Annotated in this window: 15 protein-coding genes, 1 rRNA gene and 1 riboswitch; of the genes, 8 read left to right on the top strand and 8 right to left on the bottom strand. The window is 65.0% G+C overall.

Annotated features, from left to right (window positions below):
* Positions 1–5: 5 nt before the first annotated feature.
* The 4 genes from xylG (at position 6) to FVF58_RS13810 (ending at position 5,863) form a co-directional block, all read left to right on the top strand.
* Positions 6–1,565 carry a D-xylose ABC transporter ATP-binding protein gene (gene xylG, locus FVF58_RS13825; RefSeq protein WP_149670474.1) on the top strand — a complete coding sequence of 520 codons (1,560 nt, stop codon included), beginning with the start codon at positions 6–8 and terminating at the stop codon, positions 1,563–1,565.
* Positions 1,562–2,761: a sugar ABC transporter permease gene (locus tag FVF58_RS13820; RefSeq protein WP_149670473.1), complete on the top strand. Its 1,200-nt coding sequence runs from the start codon at positions 1,562–1,564 to the stop codon at positions 2,759–2,761. Before xylG ends, FVF58_RS13820 begins: the two co-directional genes overlap by 4 nt.
* A 298-nt stretch (positions 2,762–3,059) precedes the next feature.
* Positions 3,060–5,330, top strand: coding sequence for a xanthine dehydrogenase family protein molybdopterin-binding subunit (locus FVF58_RS13815; protein ID WP_149670472.1), 2,271 nt, complete (start codon positions 3,060–3,062; stop codon positions 5,328–5,330).
* 65 nt (positions 5,331–5,395) lie between these two features.
* Positions 5,396–5,863 (top strand): (2Fe-2S)-binding protein, encoded by a 468-nt coding sequence (locus FVF58_RS13810; RefSeq protein ID WP_149670471.1) that lies wholly within the window; start codon positions 5,396–5,398, stop codon positions 5,861–5,863.
* A gap of 230 nt (positions 5,864–6,093) precedes the next feature.
* Here FVF58_RS13810 and FVF58_RS13805 read toward each other — a convergent pair whose 3' ends face one another.
* The 7 genes from FVF58_RS13805 to FVF58_RS13775 form a co-directional block, all read right to left on the bottom strand.
* The gene (locus FVF58_RS13805; protein WP_149670470.1) at positions 6,094–7,656 is read right to left on the bottom strand and encodes an efflux transporter outer membrane subunit; all 1,563 of its coding nucleotides are present in this window, start codon (positions 7,654–7,656) and stop codon (positions 6,094–6,096) included.
* Positions 7,653–8,690 (bottom strand): efflux RND transporter periplasmic adaptor subunit, encoded by a 1,038-nt coding sequence (locus tag FVF58_RS13800; RefSeq protein ID WP_149670469.1) that lies wholly within the window; start codon positions 8,688–8,690, stop codon positions 7,653–7,655. Before FVF58_RS13800 ends, FVF58_RS13805 begins: the two co-directional genes overlap by 4 nt.
* Positions 8,687–8,896 (bottom strand): DUF1656 domain-containing protein, encoded by a 210-nt coding sequence (locus tag FVF58_RS13795; protein ID WP_149670468.1) that lies wholly within the window; start codon positions 8,894–8,896, stop codon positions 8,687–8,689. Before FVF58_RS13795 ends, FVF58_RS13800 begins: the two co-directional genes overlap by 4 nt.
* 45 nt (positions 8,897–8,941) lie before the next feature.
* Positions 8,942–11,047, bottom strand: a complete 2,106-nt coding sequence (locus FVF58_RS13790; protein WP_149670467.1) for an FUSC family protein — start codon at positions 11,045–11,047, stop codon at positions 8,942–8,944.
* 6 nt (positions 11,048–11,053) lie between these two features.
* Complete coding sequence (locus FVF58_RS13785; protein ID WP_149670466.1) at positions 11,054–11,626, bottom strand: MarR family winged helix-turn-helix transcriptional regulator; 573 nt, start codon at positions 11,624–11,626, stop codon at positions 11,054–11,056.
* A gap of 207 nt (positions 11,627–11,833) precedes the next feature.
* Positions 11,834–13,492: an ATP-binding protein gene (locus FVF58_RS13780; protein WP_149670465.1), complete on the bottom strand. Its 1,659-nt coding sequence runs from the start codon at positions 13,490–13,492 to the stop codon at positions 11,834–11,836.
* A gap of 4 nt (positions 13,493–13,496) precedes the next feature.
* Entirely contained in the window at positions 13,497–15,014 is a 1,518-nt protein-coding gene (locus FVF58_RS13775) for an ATPase domain-containing protein (RefSeq protein ID WP_149670464.1), read from the bottom strand.
* Between the two features lie 288 nt (positions 15,015–15,302).
* On the opposite strand from FVF58_RS13775, the gene FVF58_RS13770 reads away from it, so the two are divergent.
* Positions 15,303–15,746: a hypothetical protein gene (locus tag FVF58_RS13770; protein ID WP_149670463.1), complete on the top strand. Its 444-nt coding sequence runs from the start codon at positions 15,303–15,305 to the stop codon at positions 15,744–15,746.
* A gap of 29 nt (positions 15,747–15,775) precedes the next feature.
* On the opposite strand, the gene FVF58_RS13765 is transcribed toward FVF58_RS13770, so the two are convergent.
* Positions 15,776–16,390: a histidine phosphatase family protein gene (locus tag FVF58_RS13765; RefSeq protein ID WP_149670462.1), complete on the bottom strand. Its 615-nt coding sequence runs from the start codon at positions 16,388–16,390 to the stop codon at positions 15,776–15,778.
* A gap of 108 nt (positions 16,391–16,498) precedes the next feature.
* Positions 16,499–16,585: riboswitch (adenosylcobalamin (AdoCbl) riboswitch) on the top strand.
* A 52-nt stretch (positions 16,586–16,637) separates the two neighbouring features.
* On the opposite strand from FVF58_RS13765, the gene FVF58_RS13760 reads away from it, so the two are divergent.
* The 3 genes from FVF58_RS13760 to FVF58_RS13750 form a co-directional block, all read left to right on the top strand.
* Positions 16,638–16,859, top strand: coding sequence for a CbtB domain-containing protein (locus FVF58_RS13760; protein WP_149670461.1), 222 nt, complete (start codon positions 16,638–16,640; stop codon positions 16,857–16,859).
* Positions 16,860–16,870: 11 nt separating this feature from the next.
* On the top strand, positions 16,871–17,611 hold the full coding sequence (locus FVF58_RS13755) for a CbtA family protein (protein ID WP_149670460.1): 741 nt from the start codon (positions 16,871–16,873) through the stop codon (positions 17,609–17,611).
* 1,112 nt (positions 17,612–18,723) lie between these two features.
* Positions 18,724–19,028: ribosomal RNA gene (locus FVF58_RS13750) — 16S ribosomal RNA — on the top strand; the annotation flags it as partial.

The following is a 19,028-nucleotide window of genomic DNA, read 5'->3' as shown; positions in this document are numbered from 1 at the left end:
AGCGAATGACGCAACCTCTACTGACGATGCGCGGCATCGTCAAGGCGTTTTCTGGCGTGAAGGCACTCGACGGCATCGACCTGAAGGTCGCGCCGGGCGAGTGCGTCGGCTTGTGCGGCGAGAACGGCGCGGGCAAATCGACACTGATGAAAGTGCTCTCAGGTGTGTATCCGCACGGTACCTGGGAGGGCGAAATAAACTGGGAAGGCGCGCCGCTGAAGGCCGCCAACGTGCGCGACACCGAACGCGCCGGCATCATCATCATTCACCAGGAGTTGATGCTGGTGCCGGAGTTGTCGGTGGCGGAGAACATCTTTCTCGGCAACGAGATCACGCTGCCCGGCGGCCGCATGAACTACGCCGCGATGTACCAGCGCGCCGACGAATTGCTGCGCGAACTCGGCATCAGCGGCATCAATGCCGCGCAGCCGGTGATGAACTACGGCGGCGGCCATCAGCAGTTGATCGAGATCGCCAAGGCGCTGAACAAGCGTGCGAAGCTGCTGATTCTCGACGAGCCTTCGTCGTCGCTGACCACATCGGAAATCAGCATCCTGCTCGACATCGTGCGCGATCTGAAGCGGCGTGGTATTGCCTGCGTGTACATCTCGCACAAGCTCGACGAGGTGGCGGCGGTATGCGACACGATCAGCGTGATTCGCGACGGCCGTCATGTCGCGACGGAGCCGATGCACGCGCTCACCACCGACCGCATCATCGCGCTGATGGTGGGCCGCGAGATCAAGAACCTGTTTCCGCGCGAGCCGCATCCGATCGGCGACGTGATCTTCGAAGCGCGTAATGTCACCTGTTTCGACGTCACCAACCCGCGCCGCAAGCGCGTGAACGACGTGTCGTTCGCGTTGCGGCATGGCGAGATTCTCGGCGTGGCCGGACTGGTGGGCGCGGGCCGCACGGAGTTGATGCAGGCGATCTTCGGCGCGTATCCCGGTGTGAGCGAAGCGACCGTGCTGATGAACGGCAAGCCGCTGAAGATTCGCGCACCCATCGACGCGATTCGCGCGGGCATCGCGATGGTGCCGGAGGATCGCAAGCGCCACGGCATCGTGCCGGGCATGAGTGTCGGTCACAACATCACGCTCGCGGTGCTGGAGCGTTTCGCATCGGGCGGACGGATCGACTCGGCCGGCGAACTCGACACGATCCACACGGAGATGAAACGGCTTTCGGTGCGCGCCGCGCATCCGATGCTGTCGATCGCGAGCCTGTCCGGCGGCAATCAGCAGAAGGCGGTGCTCACGCGCATGCTGCTGACCGATCCGAAGGTGCTGATCCTCGACGAACCGACGCGCGGCGTCGACGTCGGCGCGAAGTACGAAATCTACAAGCTGATCTTCCAACTGGCGCAGCGCGGCATGTCGATCGTGATGGTGTCGTCGGAATTGCCCGAGGTGCTCGGCATCAGCGATCGCGTGCTGGTGATCGGCGAAGGCGAGCTGCGCGGCGACTTCGTCAACGACGGCCTCACGCAGGAGGACATCCTCAGCGCCGCGATCCGTCCCGTGCAGCGATTAACGAACCCTACCGCAGCGAGTGCAGCATGACGCCCGACGTTACTTCCCAACGCGCCGACAACACCGTGCCGCGAGGCGCGTTCGGCGGTCCGCAGCGTATTCAGCAACTGTTCGCGCGCTACAAGATTCTCGCGTTGCTGATCGCCGTGGCCGCGATCTGGATTTTCTTCTCCTTGCTCACGCATGGCGCGTTCGTCACGCCGCGCAATCTGTCGAACCTGCTGCGGCAAATGTCGATCACCGGCATGCTCGCATGCGGGATGGTGTTCGTGATCATCGCCGGTGAAATCGATCTGTCGGTCGGTTCGCTGCTCGGTTTGCTCGGCGGCGTGGCGGCGATACTCGACGTCAACCGGCACTGGCCGATCGGCGTCACCGTGCCGGTGGTGATGCTGCTCGGCTTGCTCGTCGGCATGTTCAACGGCTGGTGGTCGACCTACCGGCGCGTGCCTTCGTTCATCGTCGGCCTGGGCGGCATGCTCGCGTATCGCGGCATTCTGCTCGGCGTGACCGGCGGTTCGACGATCGCGCCGGTGTCGGACAGTTTCGTGTTCGTCGGCCAGGGGTATCTGCCGCGACTCGCGGGCGACACGCTCGCGGTCGTGCTGTTCCTGCTGCTCGCGTTTCTGACGATCCGGCAACGCGCGAATCGTCAGCGTTATCAGTTGCGGGTGGTGCCGTTCTGGCAGGACGTGGCGAAGGTGGTCGGCGCGGGCGCGATTCTGGCGGGCTTCGTCGCCACGCTGGATCGTTACGGCGGCATTCCGGTCCCGGTTCTGCTGCTGCTCGCGCTGCTCGGCATCTTCACGTGGATCGCGACACAAACCGTGTTCGGGCGGCGCATTTATGCAGTCGGTTCGAACCTCGAGGCGACGCGGCTCTCCGGCGTCAATACCAACCGCGTGAAGCTGGCGATCTTCGCGCTGATGGGGCTGATGTGCGCGTTCGCAGGGATCGTCAACACGGCGCGGCTCGCGGCCGGCTCGCCGTCGGCGGGCTCGATGGGCGAACTCGATGCGATCGCCGCGTGCTTTATCGGCGGCACGTCGATGCGCGGCGGCTCCGGCACCGTGTACGGCGCACTGATCGGCGCGCTGGTGATGGCGAGCCTGGATAACGGCATGTCGATGCTCGATGTCGATGCCTACTGGCAGATGATCGTGAAGGGCAGCATTCTCGTGCTGGCGGTGTGGATCGATGTCGTGTCGGGATCGAACCGGCGATGAGGTGAGACGCTAGTCCATTTATCGATATGCGGTCGCGCCGGGCCTGTCGCCCGGTTGCACCGCAACGCAGCGCAGGGCACCGCGCTTTTCCATGTATTTAATGAAACACCCCACGATTAACCCCGCCTCGTAGCAATCGCCTTATTCCCCGCCCCACGCCCGCCTGACTCGAGCAGACGAATTTAAGTCTCCCGTCCGCTCCTCCGTCTTATTACTATTCCGCAACAACACGTCAGGCGCCCCACGCGCTTTCGCAGCTTCCTTTGGTTATCATCGTGCAAGCTGATCGAGCCATGTCATGTTAAAGCGCAGAACCTTCCTGCTCGGCGGCGCCAGCGCGGTGGGCGCGTTGCTGGTCGGCTGGTCGGTGTTGCCGCCGCGTCAGCGCCTGACTACATCGACCCCGCTGCCGGCGGAAGGCTCGCAAGTCGCGCTCAACGGATGGGTCAAGATCGCCGCCGACAACAGCGTGACGATCATCATGTGCAAGGCGGAGATGGGCCAGGGCATCCACACCGGCCTTGCGATGGTGCTCGCCGAGGAACTCGACGCCGACTGGTCGCACGTGCGGGTGGAAGAAGGGCCGATCGACAAGATCTACAACAGCGTGCAGAACATCATCGACGACTTGCCGTTTCGCCCCGACGACGACAGCGTCGTGAAACGCACCACAGTCTGGTTCACGCGCAAGCTGGTGCGCGAGGGCGGCACGATGATGACGGGTGGTTCATCGAGCATCAACGATCTGTGGACGCCGATGCGCGAAGCCGGCGCCTCGGCGCGCGCGATGCTGATCGGCGCGGCGGCTTCGCAATGGAACGTGCCGCCCGGCGAATGCCGCGTTGAAAGCGGCCACGTGCTGCACGCGTCGGGCCATAAGGCGAGCTTCGGCGAACTGTCGTCGCTGGCCGCACGGCAGGCGCTGCCGCGCAAGGTGACGCTGAAAAATCCCGCCGAGTTCAAACTGATCGGCCAACCGGTGCGGCGTATCGAAGCCGCGTCGAAGATCAACGGCACGGCGCGCTTTGGCATTGACGCGCTTCCCGATGGCCTGCTGTACGCCAGCGTCGTGATGTGTCCGACGCTCGGCGGCACGGTCGCGCATTTCGACGCGACGCCCGCGCAAAAAATGCCGGGCTTCATCAAGGCGTTCGCGGTCGCGCCGTATGCCGGCGGCACCGGCGGCGTCGCCGTGATCGCGGAGAATCCGTTTCGCGCGATGAACGCGGCCAGCGCGATCGACGTGACCTGGCAGGACGGCGACGCCGCGACGCTGTCGAGCGAGGACACGCAGGCGCGGCTCGCGCGCGCGCTCGATGACAGCGACGGTTACGCGTACTTTAGTCGCGGCAATGTCGACGCCGCGATGAGCGTCGCGAAGCAGACCGTCAGCGCTGAGTATCACGCGCCGTATCTCGCGCATGGCGCGGTCGAGCCGGTCAACTGCACTGTGCAGGTCGCGGACGGCGCGGCCACTGTGTGGGTCTCCACGCAGATGCCCGCACTCGCGCGGGCGCACGTCGCAAAAGTGCTGGACCTCGACGCCGACAAGGTCGACGTACAGACGCAATTGCTCGGCGGCGCGTTCGGGCGGCGGCTCGAACTCGACTTCATCGCGCAGGCCGCGGCAATTGCGCGCGAGGGCGGCGGGCGTCCTGTGCAAACCATCTGGTCGCGCGCGGAGGACTTCACGCACGACTTCTATCGGCCGGCGTGCGTGTCGCGGCTGAAGGCCGGCCTCGACGCGCACGGCAAGCTGGTCGCATGGCACAGCATGTCGGCGGGTCAGGCGATCGTGCCGGACTCGCTCAAGCGCTACTACGGCGTGCCGCGCATTCCGCTCGACAAGACCACTTGCGAAGGCGCGTTCGATCAACCGTACGAATGGCCTGCCGCGCGCGTCGCGCACAAGGTCGTCGACTTGCCGGTGCCGGTCGGCTTCTGGCGCTCGGTCGGCCATTCGCATCAGGCGTTCTTCACCGAGAGTTTCACCGACGAAGTCGCCGCCGCCGCCGGCCAGGACCCGATCGCGTTTCGCGCCGCGCTGCTCGTAGAGCATCCGCGCCATCTGGCGGTGCTAAAGCGCGTCGCCGTGTTGTCGGATTGGGGGCATCCGTTGAAGCGTGCCGCCGACGGCGCGCCGTGCGCGCGCGGTGTCGCGCTGCATGAGGCGTTCGGTAGTGTCGTCGCGCAGGTGGCCGAAGTGTCGATTGGGCCGAAGCGGCAGATTCGCGTGCATCGGGTGGTGTGCGTGATCGATTGCGGCTTGCCGGTGAACCCGAACCTGATCCGTCAGCAGATGGAAGGCGGGATCGTGTTCGGTTTGTCGGCCGCGTTGCAGGATGAGATCACGATCAAGAAGGGCCAGGTGCAGCAGAAGAACTTTGTCGATTTCCCGGTCGTGCGGATCGACGATTGTCCGGTGATCGAAACCGACATCATGCCGAGCCAGATGCATCCGCAAGGCGTCGGCGAACCGGGCGTGCCGCCGATTGCGCCCGCAGTGGCGAATGCGGTGTTCGCGCTAACCGGCGCGCGTCTGCGCACGTTGCCGTTGCGGCTGGCGTGACGCACGGCGCTACGGAACCTGATGCACGGCGACGCCAGAACGCGGCGACTCGGAGGCAAGCAAGCATGGGATCACTGAACATCAACGGCCGTGCGATAGCGGTGCAGGCGGAACCGGATATGCCGCTGCTGTGGGTGCTGCGCTGCGAACTCGGCATGACGGGCACCAAGTTCGGCTGCGGCGTGGGCATTTGCGGCGCGTGCACGATTCATCTGGACGGCGCGGCGTGCCTTGCGTGTCAGACGCCGATGTCGAGCCTGCACACGCAGAAGATCACGACCATCGAAGGCGTGCAAGGCGCTGAAGCGCAAGCGTTGAAGGCGGCGTGGATCGATCTCGACGTGGTGCAGTGCGGCTATTGTCAAAGCGCGCAACTGATGGCGGCCTGCGCGCTGCTCAAACACAAGCCCGATCCGACTGACGCCGATATCGACGCGGCGATGTCGAACATTGTGTGTCGTTGCGGTACGTATCCGCGCGTGCGGGCGGCGATTCATCAGGCGGCGAAGCGCCCGGGGGCCTTGAAGCCGTAGCGGCGCTTGTTCGGCAAAGCCAGGCCCGTGCTGTCAAACGCCGCAGGGCCTTAGTTCGCCAGCATCTCCACGACGGTGACCACCACCGTGAAAATGCCGATGCATCCGCCCAATGTGACTACGCCTTGCATGAATGGCGACATACGTGACCCCGTAACGTGTGGTTGGTGTCGCCTATTTAACCGGAAATGAAAGGTAAAAGAAAGCTTGTCAAAAATAAATCGTAAGCATCAGGGGGTTTTTGCGGCGGTCGCCGTTGCCGCGGTCGGCACGGCCTTCGCCGCGCTCGGTGCGATCTTTGCGGGTGCCCCGGCATGCGGCGCGGCAGCCCCACCCGTGCCAGGCGCGCTCTGCGCATCGGTTTCCCAACCGCCGCCTAGCGCGAGGAACAGGTTGACCTGATCGATCGCCACCTGGCCTTCCGCTGCCGCCACCTGGGACTTCGTCGACGTCAGCGTGCGCGTTGCATCCAGATCGGAGATGAACGACTCGCGCCCGCCTCGATACAGCCGATGCGTTTCATCCGCCGACTCGGTCGCCGACTTCAACGCGGCGCGCAACGAGTCCGCGCGCGCGTAATCCGATGCATAAGTCGCGAGATTGGTTTCGGTCTCGCGCAGCGCGGTCAGCACCACGCCGTCGAACTTGGCGAGCGCCACCTGGCTCGACGCCTGCGCTTCGCGCACGCGGCCACGCGCGCCGTTGGTCGGGAAGGTCCAGCTGATCAGCGGACCGAAGCCCCAACGCTGCGTGGGCGCCGTGCCGAGGTCTTCGAGGACCCCGGTCAGGCCCGCCGATGCCCCGATGCTCACCGTCGGATACAGCGCGCCGGTAGCGACGCCGATGCGCGCGGTCGAAGCCGCCAACTGACGCTCGGCCTCGCGCACGTCCGGGCGGCGCTTGAGCAGCGCGGCGCCGTCGCCGACCGGAATCGGCTGGCGGATTTGCGGCAGCCGGTCGCAGGCCAGCACAGCCGGCGGCAGGTCGGACGGCGCGCGCGCGAGCAGCGCCGCGAGCCGGTACTGCGCGATCTTGCGGCGCCCCGTGTAGCGCGGAATATCCGCCGACAACGTATCCACCTGGGTCTGCCCGCGCGTCACGTCGGTCTGATTGCCGCGGCCCGCGTCGCGTAGACGGCGTGACACGTCCACCCGCTGCTTTTGCAACGCCAGCGATTGCTGCGCGATCCTGAGTTCTTCGGCGGCCGAACATTGCTCGACATAGGAGCGCACCACGTCCGCCACCACGGTGATCCGCGCGAGATCGCCGGCGGCCTCGACCGACTCGGTGTCCGCTTGCGCCGCTTCGACGCCGCGCCGCAGCTTGCCGAACAGATCGAGTTCATACGCGATGCTGATGCCGATGTCGCCTTCATTGACGACCGGTATTTTCTCCGTGAGCAGAAACTGCTCGGCCGATTCCTGGGCGCGCTCGACCGTCGCCGAGGCTTTGCCGGAGAAGCCGCCCTGCGCCTGGGCGACGCCCAGCGCTTCACGCGAGCGCGCGAGATTCGCCGCGGCGACGCGCAAGTCGGAGTTCGATTGCAGCGCCTCGTCGACGAGACCGTTGAGCACCGGATCGTCGTACAGCTTCCACCACACGGCGGGCACGTTGCCGGTCGAGGTCAACGCGGGGTCGGCGCCTTCGATCGGCGCGTTGGCGAGCGGTGCGTTGACGAGCGCCTGCTGCGGCAGCGAGTAGTTGGGGCCGACATTCATGCAGCCGTCGAGCGCGAGGGCAAGCGGCAACAAAGGCAACAGCGGCAGGAAGGGCAGGGTCCGCGACAGCTTCATTGCGAGGCGCCCGACGAAACCGCGACCGACGCCGGCTGTGCAGCCGACGCATTCTGAGCCGCCGACACCGCCGCAGCGGAAGCCGGAGCCGAAGCGGACGGAGAGGCCGAAGCCGCCGACGCAGCAACAGCGCCCGATGCCCCCGCCGCCTGACGCCTTCTCACCGGCGACAGATCACGCACCGACACCGTCGCGGTGCGCCCGGCGATCATGCGGAAGTCGGCGGGCACTTCGTCGAGCGCGACGCGCACCGGAATGCGCTGCGCGAGCCGCACCCAGCTGAACGCCGGATTGACGTTTGGCAGCAGGTTCGAGCCTTGTGTGCGGTCGCGGTCCTCAATGCCGGCGACGATGCTTTGCACGTGGCCGCGCAGCGGAGTCGCCTCGCCCATCACCGTGATGTCGACTGGCTGGCCGATGTCGATCCCGCCCAGCTTGGTTTCCTCGAAATAGCCGTCGACGCGGAACGAGTGCATGTCGACCACCGCGAGCACCGGCCGCCCCGCCGTGACGAATTCGCCGGCGCGCGGCGCGCGATCGTTCAGATAACCATCGACCGGGCTCATGATCGTCGCGCGTTGCAGGTTCAGCCTCGCGGTGTCGATCGCCACGTTCGCATCGGCCAGCGCGGCTTCGCCCGCCTCGACGCGCGAGCGGCTTTCTTCCGCGACTTCGGCGGCGACCAGGTTGCCGAGCTTGCGGTTGCGCGCATCTTCGCGGCGCGCCTGATCGAGCGTCGCGCGGCGTTGCAGCGCGGTCGCCTGCGCCTGGCGCAGCGCGAGCGTGTAGCGGGCCTGATCGATCACGAACAGGACCTGGCCTTGCTTGACCTGCTGGTTGTCCACCACCTCGACCGACGACACCAGCCCCGAGATATCCGGCGCGACCTGGATCACGTCGGCGCGCACATGTCCGTCGCGGGTCCACGGCGCGAACATGTAATAGGCGACCAGCTTCCACAGCACGAACGCTGCAATCACGACGACGATCAGGGTCAGCAGGATTTGACCGACGGAGAACCAGGTTTTTTTCACGTTATTAGCTTGTGCGAAACGACAACGACAAGGCCCAGCACTAGCACGTAGATGCCGAGATCGAAGATGGAGCGATGCCAGACGAGGCGGTAGAAGCCCACGCGTGCGAGAACCGTGCGGATGACCAGGTTGATCAGATACGCGACCAGCATCAGCACGAGCACGGCCGGCACGAACACGCCGAAGATGTCTATTTCACCGATCATCGCGGGAAGTCAGAAAGAGGGAGGACGGGGTGCGGGACGGGCGCATCAGGCGGCGGCCTCCGGTTCGGGCGGCGTCGGTGTCATCAGCGTCGCCGGAAACAGCGAAAGACGCAAGCCGACCAGCGCGTGCAGCGCGTCGCGCAACTGGCGCGCCGAGGTTTGCGAAGTGGGGCTGGGCGCGCTGGCGTTGGCGAGCCCGAGCGCGATCACGCGCGCGACGGCGGCGTCGATCGACGTCATCAGGCTCTCCGGCACCGGCCCGCGCTTGCGGTGGTCGACGCACTCCTCGTAGTAAGTGCGTACTCCGTCGAGAACATGGTTGATCGCGGCCGGCGCTTCGCCGGCGAGCTTGTGGGTCAGGCGGCGCAGGTCGAGCGCATTGAACGCGATGCGCAGATCACGGAAGCTTTCGATCGACGGATGACGGTGATCGTCGGTGGCGGCCAGGCGCGGGATCAGCTGCATCAGGCGGTCGAGCATGCGCGCGGCGAGGTTGCGCTGGTCCTCGATCGGCCGTGCGGTCGTGGCGGTGAGCGCGACATCGGCCCAGCTCGAACGCAGCAGGCGCGACGCCGCGAGTTCGGCGCCGAACGGGCGTGTCACGCGGGTCCACAGATACGCGTAGAGCAGACCGGAGAGGCCCGCGAGATTGCTGTTCAGGAACGTGAGGAAGTTGGCGTCGTACGCGTCCTGGATGCTGATGAAGGTGGCCGTGTTCACCGCGACCAGCACCGTCGCCATGTTGAACTGCGGACGCGGGATCAGCGTGCCGACGAAGATGAACGGCACCGCGAACAGGATGACCAGCATCGGGAAGTCGTGCACGTGCGGCAGCACCGCGAACAGATAGATGCCCGCCGCCACCACGCTGACGCCGGTCGCCAGGAAGAAGCGGAACACCATCGGCGCGGGTTCGTCGAGCGCGGCGAAGAAGCAGCAGGCCACTGCCGCCAGCGTCACCGCGCTGGCGCCGTCGTTCCAGCCCGAACTGATCCACAGGCTGCACGCGAGAACGACCGCCGCGGCCGCCGAGGTGGTGGAGAACAGCATGATGCCGCGATCGTAGAAGCGCTCGGTGCCGCCCAGGCGCCAGTGGCGAAAGCGCGGCCGCCACGCGCCTTCTTCGCGCGTGATGATGATGCGCAGCGAGCGGCAGTCCTGCCAAACGTCGATGACCTGCTTCATCCGCCACAGCACGTTCGACAGCAGCGCGCCGTCCCAGTTGGCGAGCGCGGCGGCCGGCGGGCGCATAGCCGCGATGCGCTCGCGCAGCGCGTTGGCGGTCGGGTCGGGGTGATAGCCCTCGCTCACGGCGGGCAGCGGCTCCTCGAACCACTTGATGACATCGGCGAGCAGCGCTTCGAGACCCTCGGGCCAGCTCTGACGGCCGCTGTTATAGAGCGCGATCAGCGGATCGGCGAGCGCCGAGATGATCGGCAGCAGCAGTTGCATGCGTCCGCGCAGTTCATGCGCGCGCGCCACCAGGTCCGGCCGCGTGTGATCGTAGGCGAGCTGGCTCAGCAGCAATTCCAGACCGTTGATGGTGGCCGCGAGCCGCTGCCGCGCGCTCGAGATCGCCGAGCCGGCAATCCGTCCGGACAGCGTTTCCGTCGCATAGAACGCGGCGTCGCGAAACCACGCGTCGGTGCGCTCGATGATGGTGGGCGCGAGCCGGCTCGGAAACAGCGCCCCGCCGACGATGCTCGCACAGACGATGCCGAGCGTGATTTCCTCGGTGCGGCTGACCGCCAGATCGAACACGCCGGCCGGATTGGTCACCGAGGGCAGCGCGATGATCGGCATCGTATAGCCGGCCAGCATGAACACGTAGCTGCGCGCGGTGCGGTCGGACACGGCGAGGTACAGCAGTATGCCTGTCCATAACGCGACGATCACGCTGAACAGATACGGCGACTCGACGAATGGCGGCACCAGCAGCACCGCGCCTGCCGCGCCGAGCGCGGTGCCCAGCGCCCGGTACAGCGCCTTCGAGCGGGTCGCGCCGACGAACGGATTCGACACGATGTAGACGGTGGCCATCGCCCAGTACGGCCGCGGCAGTTCGAACGCGAGACCGATGTACAGGGCGAGCATCGCGGCGGCAAAGGTCTTGACCGAGAACAGCCAGTCGCGCAGGGTGGGATAGACCATAAAGCGTTATGCCGGATCGCCGGTGTGATGCGGCGCCGCTGCTTTTGCTTCGCCCTTGTTGGAGCTGGGCGCCTTGGCGGCTTTACGGGTCTTGCCAGTGGCCGGCGCGGCCTCGGCGGGTTCGGCGCCGCTTTGCTCGGCGCGCCCGGCGGCGTCCGCCGTGAAGGCGTTCAGCACGCGCAAGGCCGCTTCGAGATCGCTGCGCGATACGCCTTTGAGCGCCTGGGCCCGCAGCGTGACCAGTTCTTCTTCCATTTTCGCGGTGACGGCGCGGCCTTCGTCGGTGAGCGCCACGGTTTTCGCGCGGCGGTCTTCGGGATCTTCTTCGCGGCGCATCAGGCCCGCGGCGCACAGTTGATCGAGCAGCCGCACGAGCGACGGCCCCTCGATGCCGACGTGATCGGCCAGCGTGACCTGGCGCACCGCCGAGCCGAGCCGGCTGGCAGTCAGCAGCGGCGTGGCGCACGCCTCGGAGACGTTGAAGGCCGCCAGCACGCCATGGCTCGTGCGCCGCCACTTTCTGGCAGCGACAACCAGGGTGCTGCTGACGGTGCGGCGCAGGGCATCGAGATTTGGCATGGCCGGTATTGTATTTCCAAAATATTCGTTAGCAAACTATTGAATTGGAAATTGTTGCCGGGCCGGGACAGTCTGCGGGAGGAATGTGACAACGGTTCTACGGCCGGCGGGCTTGGGTGGCGGCGGCGCGCGGCTGGTCATTGGCCTCGCCGTTCGGCTGGCCGGTGATGATGGGTTAAGCGATGCGAGCCTGAAAGGCTGGGCGCGTCAAGCCGCCAGCCCTAGCCGCACAGTGCGCGCCAGATCGTCGAACTGAAAGGGTTTGCGCAGGATCGTGCAGCGCTTCACCGCCAATCCGGAGATGTCCACGTCCGCGTAACCGGTCGCGAGAATCACCGGCAAATCCTCGCGCAGCTTGCGCGCCTCGGCAATCACGTCGATCCCGTTCATGCCCGGCATCGCGAAGTCGACCATCAGCAGGTCCGGCTTGTCGTCCTGCAAGCGGTTCAGGCCGGCTTGTCCGTCGGCCGCTTCGGTCACGGTGTAGCCGAGCATGCGCAGCGACTCGACCAGCATCGCCCGCACCTCGCCATCGTCCTCCACCACCAGCACGCGTTTTTCGCCGACCGCGTTCGCTTCCGCATCGGACGCGGTTTCGGTCTGCGGGACCGCGCTTTCGCGCAACGGCAGCCAGATCTCCACGGTGGTGCCCGCGCCTTCTTCGCTGAAAAGCCGCGCGGTGCCCCCCGCCTGGGTCGCGATGCCGTAGACCTGGCTCAGCCCGAGGCCGGTGCCCTTGCCGATCGGCTTGGTGGTGAAGAACGGGTCGAACACGCGCGACACGACTTCGGGCGGCACGCCCGAACCGGTATCGGCGACTTCGACCACCACGTAACGCCCGTCCTTGAGCAACTGATCGGGCGCCGCGCGCTCCTTCACCCGAATACCGAGCTGTCCGCCGGCCGGCATCGCGTCGCGGGCGTTGATCGCGAGATTGAGGATGGCCAGTTCGAGCTGGTTGGCGTCCGCTCGGGTCCACATCTCGGTGCGGTCGAACTCGTTGGTGTAGCGGATGCTCGAGCCGAGCGACACCGTAATGATGTCGCGCATGCCTTGCAGCAACGCGACCACGTCTATCGCTTTCAGATCGAGGTTGCTGTTGCGCGAGAAGGTCAGCAACTGGCCGGTCAGTTTCGCGCCGCGTTCGGTTGCGCGTTTGACGGTGGCGGCCATGCCGCAAATGCGTTCGTCGCCGCTGACCCGCCCGATCAGCTCGGCGTTGACCATGATCACGTTCAGCAGGTTGTTGAAGTCGTGCGCGATGCCGCCGGTGAGCTGACCGAGCGCTTCCATCTTCTGCGATTGCACCAGCACCGCCTGCACCTTGGCGCGCTCGTGAATCTCCATCATCAGGCGGTTGTTCGCGGACGCGAGCTCCTGCGTGCGTGCGGCGATGCGGCTTTCCAGCGAGTCGTTCAATTGCACGAGGGCGGCCTGCGCCTCGATCCGGTCCGCCAGATGGCGGCGCGATTCGTATTGCCGCGCGCGCGCCCGCAGCGACGACGCCACCGCGCGGCGCAGCGTTTCCGAGTTCAGCGGACGTTCGAGCACGACCACGTTGCCGAGCCGTTCGAGCACTTCGAGGCTACGCGCCGAGCGCTGCCCGACGCGCGACGCGGCGAGCAGAATGAACGGAAAATCGGACCATGCGGGCTGCTTTTCGAGCCACGCGAACAGACGCGACGCATGCTCGCCCGCGAGCGCCTCCTCGGCGATCAGCGCGGCGCCCGCGCCGGCGTCGAGCGCGGCGGAAAGCGCATCGGCGTCGCGAAACGCCACGCACGCGCGCTCGTCCTTATGCAGGACTTCGGCGATCACATCGGCGTCGCGGCCGAACGGCGCGAGAATCAGGACGCGTTGCTCCATGACCTTACTGCCCGGGCGTGGCGATGATGCGGTCGGTCGCGCCGAGCAGGGCAGTGCTGCCGCGATAGGACGGCAGGCCGGACAGCACACCCTCGAAGTCGCGCAGCGCTTCACCCACTTCGACGCCGCCGCTGCCGAGCCGGAACTGGCGGATCGAGCGCTCGTGGGCATTCGCGCGGCTCTTCACGGCGGTCACCGCGGTCAGCACTTCGCCGTGATGCTCGAAGTAGCGGAACAGCACGACGACGTCGCTCAGATAACTGATGTCGATATCGTTCTGCACCTCGCCGATGATGCCGTGCTGGCCCAGCACCAGCATCGTGATGATGCCTTGCTGGTTCAGATAGCCGAGCAGCTCGTGCATTTGCAGCAGCAGGTAGCGCTCGCCGGGCATCGCCTGGAGATAGGCGTTCAGACTGTCGATCGCGACATAGCGCACGCCCTTCGTCTCGACCGAGTTGCGCACGTCGCTCGCGAATTCGCCCGGCGAGATTTCCGCCGGGTCGATCTGGCGCAGCGTCAGCAGACCGCTCTCGACGTGCGGCGCGAGATGGATGCCGAGCGTGGCGCAGCGGATCATCAGCGTGGTGAGGGTTTCATCGAACACGTAGTACACGCAGCGCTCGCCGCGCGAGAGCGCCGCGAGCAGACACGAGACCACGGTGGTGGTCTTGCCGACGCCCGATGGTCCGATCATCAGTGCATTGGTGCCGGGGATCAGGCCGCCGCCGAGCAGTGCGTCCAGACCCGGCGTGCCGGTGCTGACCACTTGCGCGTCGAATTGCGTGTGATGCTCGGCCGCGACGAGGCGGGGATACACATGGATGCCGCCCGTGTCGAGGGTGAAGTCGTGATAGCCCTCGCGGAACTTGATGCCGCGCATCTTCGTGACGCGCGCGCGGCGGCGGTTGCCGCCGTAGTCGTGCGTGAGGTTGGAGAGGCTGATCACGCCGTGCGCGATGCTGTGCAGCTGCACGTCGCCGGGCTCGGACGAGTTGTCGTCGAGCAGCAACACCGTGCATTCGCGGGTCGCGAAAAAGCGTTTGAGCGCGAGAATCTGCCGCCGGTAGCGCAACGGGTTCTGCGACAGCAGGCGCAACTCGGAGAGACTGTCGAGCACGATGCGCGCGGGTTTGAGCTCGTCGACCCGTTTGATTACGTCGCGCACGGTCTCACCCAGTTCGACTTCGGCGGGATGCAGCACCGACTGCTCGTATTGCGGGTCGAGGCCTTCGTCGGAGAGCAGCTCGAGGATCGCGAAGCGGCTCACGTCCCAGCCATGGCTCTCGCCGACCGCGAGCAATTCGTCGCGGGTTTCGGACAGCGTGATGTACAGGCCGACCTGTCCTTCCTCAACGCCCTTGAGTAGGAATTGCAAGGCCAGGGTGGTTTTACCTGTACCCGGTGCGCCTTCCACGAGGTACATGCGACGAGGCGTGAGGCCGCCGCCCAGGATGTCGTCGATTCCTTCGATTCCGGAAGACAGGCGCTTCGGCGCGTCTGCGGCAGGTGTGTTTGGCATGGTGTAGCGTTGCGCATCGAATTGAGTGGCGGCCGATCGCTCAGCCGGTACGGCGCAAGTGCAATTTGTGTGCCACTGGGTTGTTCAGGGGTGCGGGTTCACGCGGGGATGACGCGCGTGGGAGCGCTGAGGAGTTGATGCAGTGCTTTGGGCAGAGGCACGGGGCGGGTGTCGGCGAGCGACGTGGCAATGCCTTGGCATGGAGCGTGCTGTCACGGCAAAGCCACGCTGGTTGCGCCGGTTGGTGCCAATGCCACCCGTTGGCTTCTGCGAAGGACCACGCCCGAAATGAACAAGACCCGACTACTCGCCACCGCACTTGCCGTTGCAACGCTCGGTGCGCTGCTGCCGTGCAGCGCCGCCTATGCCGACGATGCAGCCAGCCCGTGCGCGTCGCTCAAACGGATCGTGGCGGCAGCGCCGGACGGCCTCGCCTCGTTGAACCCGGACGACGGCAAAGGCGTCGCGCAACCGTATGGCGACGACGCGCAATGTTCCGCGAGCCATCGCAGCTTTCAATGCATGTGGACGCCGCATCACGATGTCGGCTCGACTGAGGACGCGCTGCAAGCGGTGGCGGCAGACATCGCGTCGTGTTTGCCGGACGCGACGCACGATCAGAACGCGCCGGGCCGGCAGCATTTTTATCTAGGCGGGAAGGGCCGGCGCACCGGTATCACGCTGACGCCCGCAGGGTCGAACAGGTTGCGGTTGGTGGTGTCGGGCCAGTGAGGCGGGAGGCGGCCACGGGTGCGCATCATTCAGATCGATGCAGGTGATGCCGGCCACCATGTCCAGCCGCGTTGTGAATGACGCAATTCGATCACCGACAACGGGCCGATCTCGATACGGGGAAACACCGCAGGCGATGCCCCGAGCGCATGCACGACCGCTGCCCGCAGCAGCGTCGCGTGTGTGATGGCGACGACGTGCGGTGCGCGGTTCGTGTTCGAAAGGCTGCTCGCCGTGCCCATGATCGCAGCGTGCCGCGCGTCGAGCCATGTCCCCATGCGCTTCACTAATTGACTGAACGACTCGCCGCCGTGCGGCGCCGCGTCAGGATCGCGCGTCCATGCGGCTAGCGCCTCTGGCGCCTCAGCGACGAGATCGGCGAGGCGCCGGCCTTGCCAGCTACCGTAGTTCAGATCCGCCAGAGTATCGTCGATCGTCGCGGCGAGGCCGAGTGCCAAGGCAGTTTCGCGCGCGCAAGCGGCCGGGCTGACGAAGACCGCCGCGTCGTCGGGAAGCGCGACGCGCGTGCGTGCGGCCTCAGCTTCCGCGTGGCCGCGGGCGTCGAGCGGATCGTCGGCGGGAAAGCGGCCGGCGCGTTGCGCGGCTGTCGATGCGTGGCTGACCAGTAAGAGTCGCGCGTCCATTCTGTTTGTTTCCATTGATGCCACGTCGGTGCCTATCGCGTGGATACGCCGGCTTTGCGTGCCTTCGCATTCACGAAGGCCGAAGTTTAGCGCGTAGAATAGCGGGACTGCGAAGCACGGAAGCCGGTGAGAGCCCGGCGCGGTCGCGCCACTGTAATCGGCACCTAGAGCCGAAAGCCAGACCTGAGCTTCGCACCATTCCTCTGCAATCTGCTTTCGGGGCGCGCTACCCCAGGAGATGTCCATCATGACTGACGCTGTCTTCGATCACGCTTCCCAGCCCGTTGCTCAACCCGCGCCGATTCCGCTGCGCGAATTGCTGCCCTGGGTCGTGTTCGGCGGGTTGCTGCTGTTGCTCGCGCTTTACTTCGTTGGGGCGGAACAGGGCGCCACGTCGCTGGTGCCCGGCATGTACGTGCATGAGTTCGTGCACGACGGCCGCCATCTGCTCGGCTTTCCCTGCCACTAACGGAGTCCAACATGGTTGGTAAATTGTTGGTACGCGGGATGCTTGCAGGCATCGCCGCGGGATTGCTCACGTTCGGCTTCGCCAGATTGGTGGGCGAGCCGCAGGTCGATCAGGCGATCTCATTGGAAGAGAAGGCCGACTCCGCTAAAGGCGAGGCGCCCGAGCCCGAACTGGTAAGCCGCGAGACGCAAGCGGGCCTGGGATTGCTGACTGGCGTGGTGACTTATGGCGCGGCATTCGGCGGTTTGTTCTCGCTGGTGTTCGCTTACGCGTATGGACGGGTGGGAGCGCTGAGTGTGCGCACGCTGTCCGCCTGGCTCGCGCTCGGGGCATTCATCGCGCTGGTGATCGTGCCGAACATCAAGTATCCGGCGAATCCGCCTTCGGTCGGCGATCCTGAAACGATCGGCACGCGCACCGGGCTGTTCTTTCTGATGATCGCGATTTCGCTGGCCGCGATGGTGTTTTCGCTGAAGGTGCGGCGCCGGGCGGTGATGAAGCTCGGTGCATGGAACGGCTCGATCGTGGCGGGGATGGTGTTCGTCGCGATTATCGCGGCAGTGCAGTTGTCGATGCCGGCCGTCAACGAAGTGCCGGCGGCTTTCCCGGCGGTGCTGCTTTGGAAATTCCGCGTCGCGGCGATCGGCATGCAGGCGATCATGTGGACGACGATCGGGCTGCTGTTCGGCGCGCTGGTCGAGCGGAGTGCTTTCGTGCATTCGAATGGGCGCGGGGTGGTGAAGTCCGCGTGAGGTTTGTCTGGAGCTGGCTTGGCCGCGCAACCGCGCAGGCGGTCGTGCGGCGCGTGCAAAGCCCGACATCGTATTTGTATCAAGGACTTGGACGTGTTGTGGAACGGTTGTCCACAAGCTTGTGCCCAAAAATTGGGGATAACCTTGACGGAGCGCGAAGTCGGAATGGGTGCGAGTTCTGAATTGGAACGCCCGCTAGAGGCTGTCGGGGAGCGGGTGCAGTCAGGATAGCGAGAGACGGCCCCGATATTTTGCTTGTCCTTTACTGGACTCATTTGCGGCTCTTCGCCCGAAGTAGCGGCGCGTTGCCCACTATTGGTTGCGGCAAGCGAACCTCGCTATAGCGCATTCGATTCAAATTCCCGATCGACTCTACCAGGCCTTTCTCGGCCATTAGCCTGACACGCCGCGCGTAGAGCACGTCGATGAAGTCGGGATAGGAACTTCCGCCAGAACCCATGGCAAGTGAAACGATCGTGGCAACCTTCCGGAAGTCTTGGCTCTAGTAGTGAATCATTTGGCTAACAGTGTAAGCACGCGCTCTTGTCGCATCCTGGGAAACATCTGACGGTGTTCCTCAGGAATCAAAACGCGTCACATCGGGCTCGAATGAATGCGCCAGGTTTGAGAGTGTCGAGCTCTTGGCGCGAGCGTGTATATCCCCAGTCTTCCAGAAATCGATAGCCAATCGTCAAAGGTGGCGATCCGAAAAATACGACGTCTCACGAAACGTACAGTTATATCGGATGCCTAACTAGTTCGGGATCGTCGCTACAGTGCTCAATTTTTAATCTTCTCAACTTTCTGAAAATAATTGCGCGAAGGGGGTTGACGGGGTGCGGGCTGCATCGCATAATTCGCCTCCCGTTTGATGACGGACGCGAAGAAAGCAGAGCTTCTGAGCGAGTGATCTTTAAAAACTAACAGCCGATAAGTGTGGGCGCTTGATGCGAGATGCGAGGCGGGTTCTTAGGAATCTGCCATAAAGCAAAAGTATCAAGTCTCACACAGTAATGAAAGGAAGGTTTGGCCGTTGAAAGATGGTTGAACACTTCGTCAGTACGTTGAGTGAGCGACCGGTCTCGAAAGAGACCGAAAACAGTAACAGGTTTGAACTGAAGAGTTTGATCCTGGCTCAGATTGAACGCTGGCGGCATGCCTTACACATGCAAGTCGAACGGCAGCACGGACTTCGGTCTGGTGGCGAGTGGCGAACGGGTGAGTAATACATCGGAACGTGTCCTGGAGTGGGGGATAGCCCGGCGAAAGCCGGATTAATACCGCATACGCTCTATGGAGGAAAGCGGGGGATCGCAAGACCTCGCGCTCAAGGGGCGGCCGATGGCAGATTAGCTAGTTGGTGGGGTAAAGGCCTACCAAGGCGACGATCTGTAGCTGGTCTGAGAGGACGACCAGC

It is taken from the genome of Paraburkholderia panacisoli, assembly GCF_008369935.1.
GTDB classification, from domain to species: domain Bacteria; phylum Pseudomonadota; class Gammaproteobacteria; order Burkholderiales; family Burkholderiaceae; genus Paraburkholderia; species Paraburkholderia panacisoli.
This window is presented reverse-complemented; position numbering and strand designations above follow the sequence as displayed.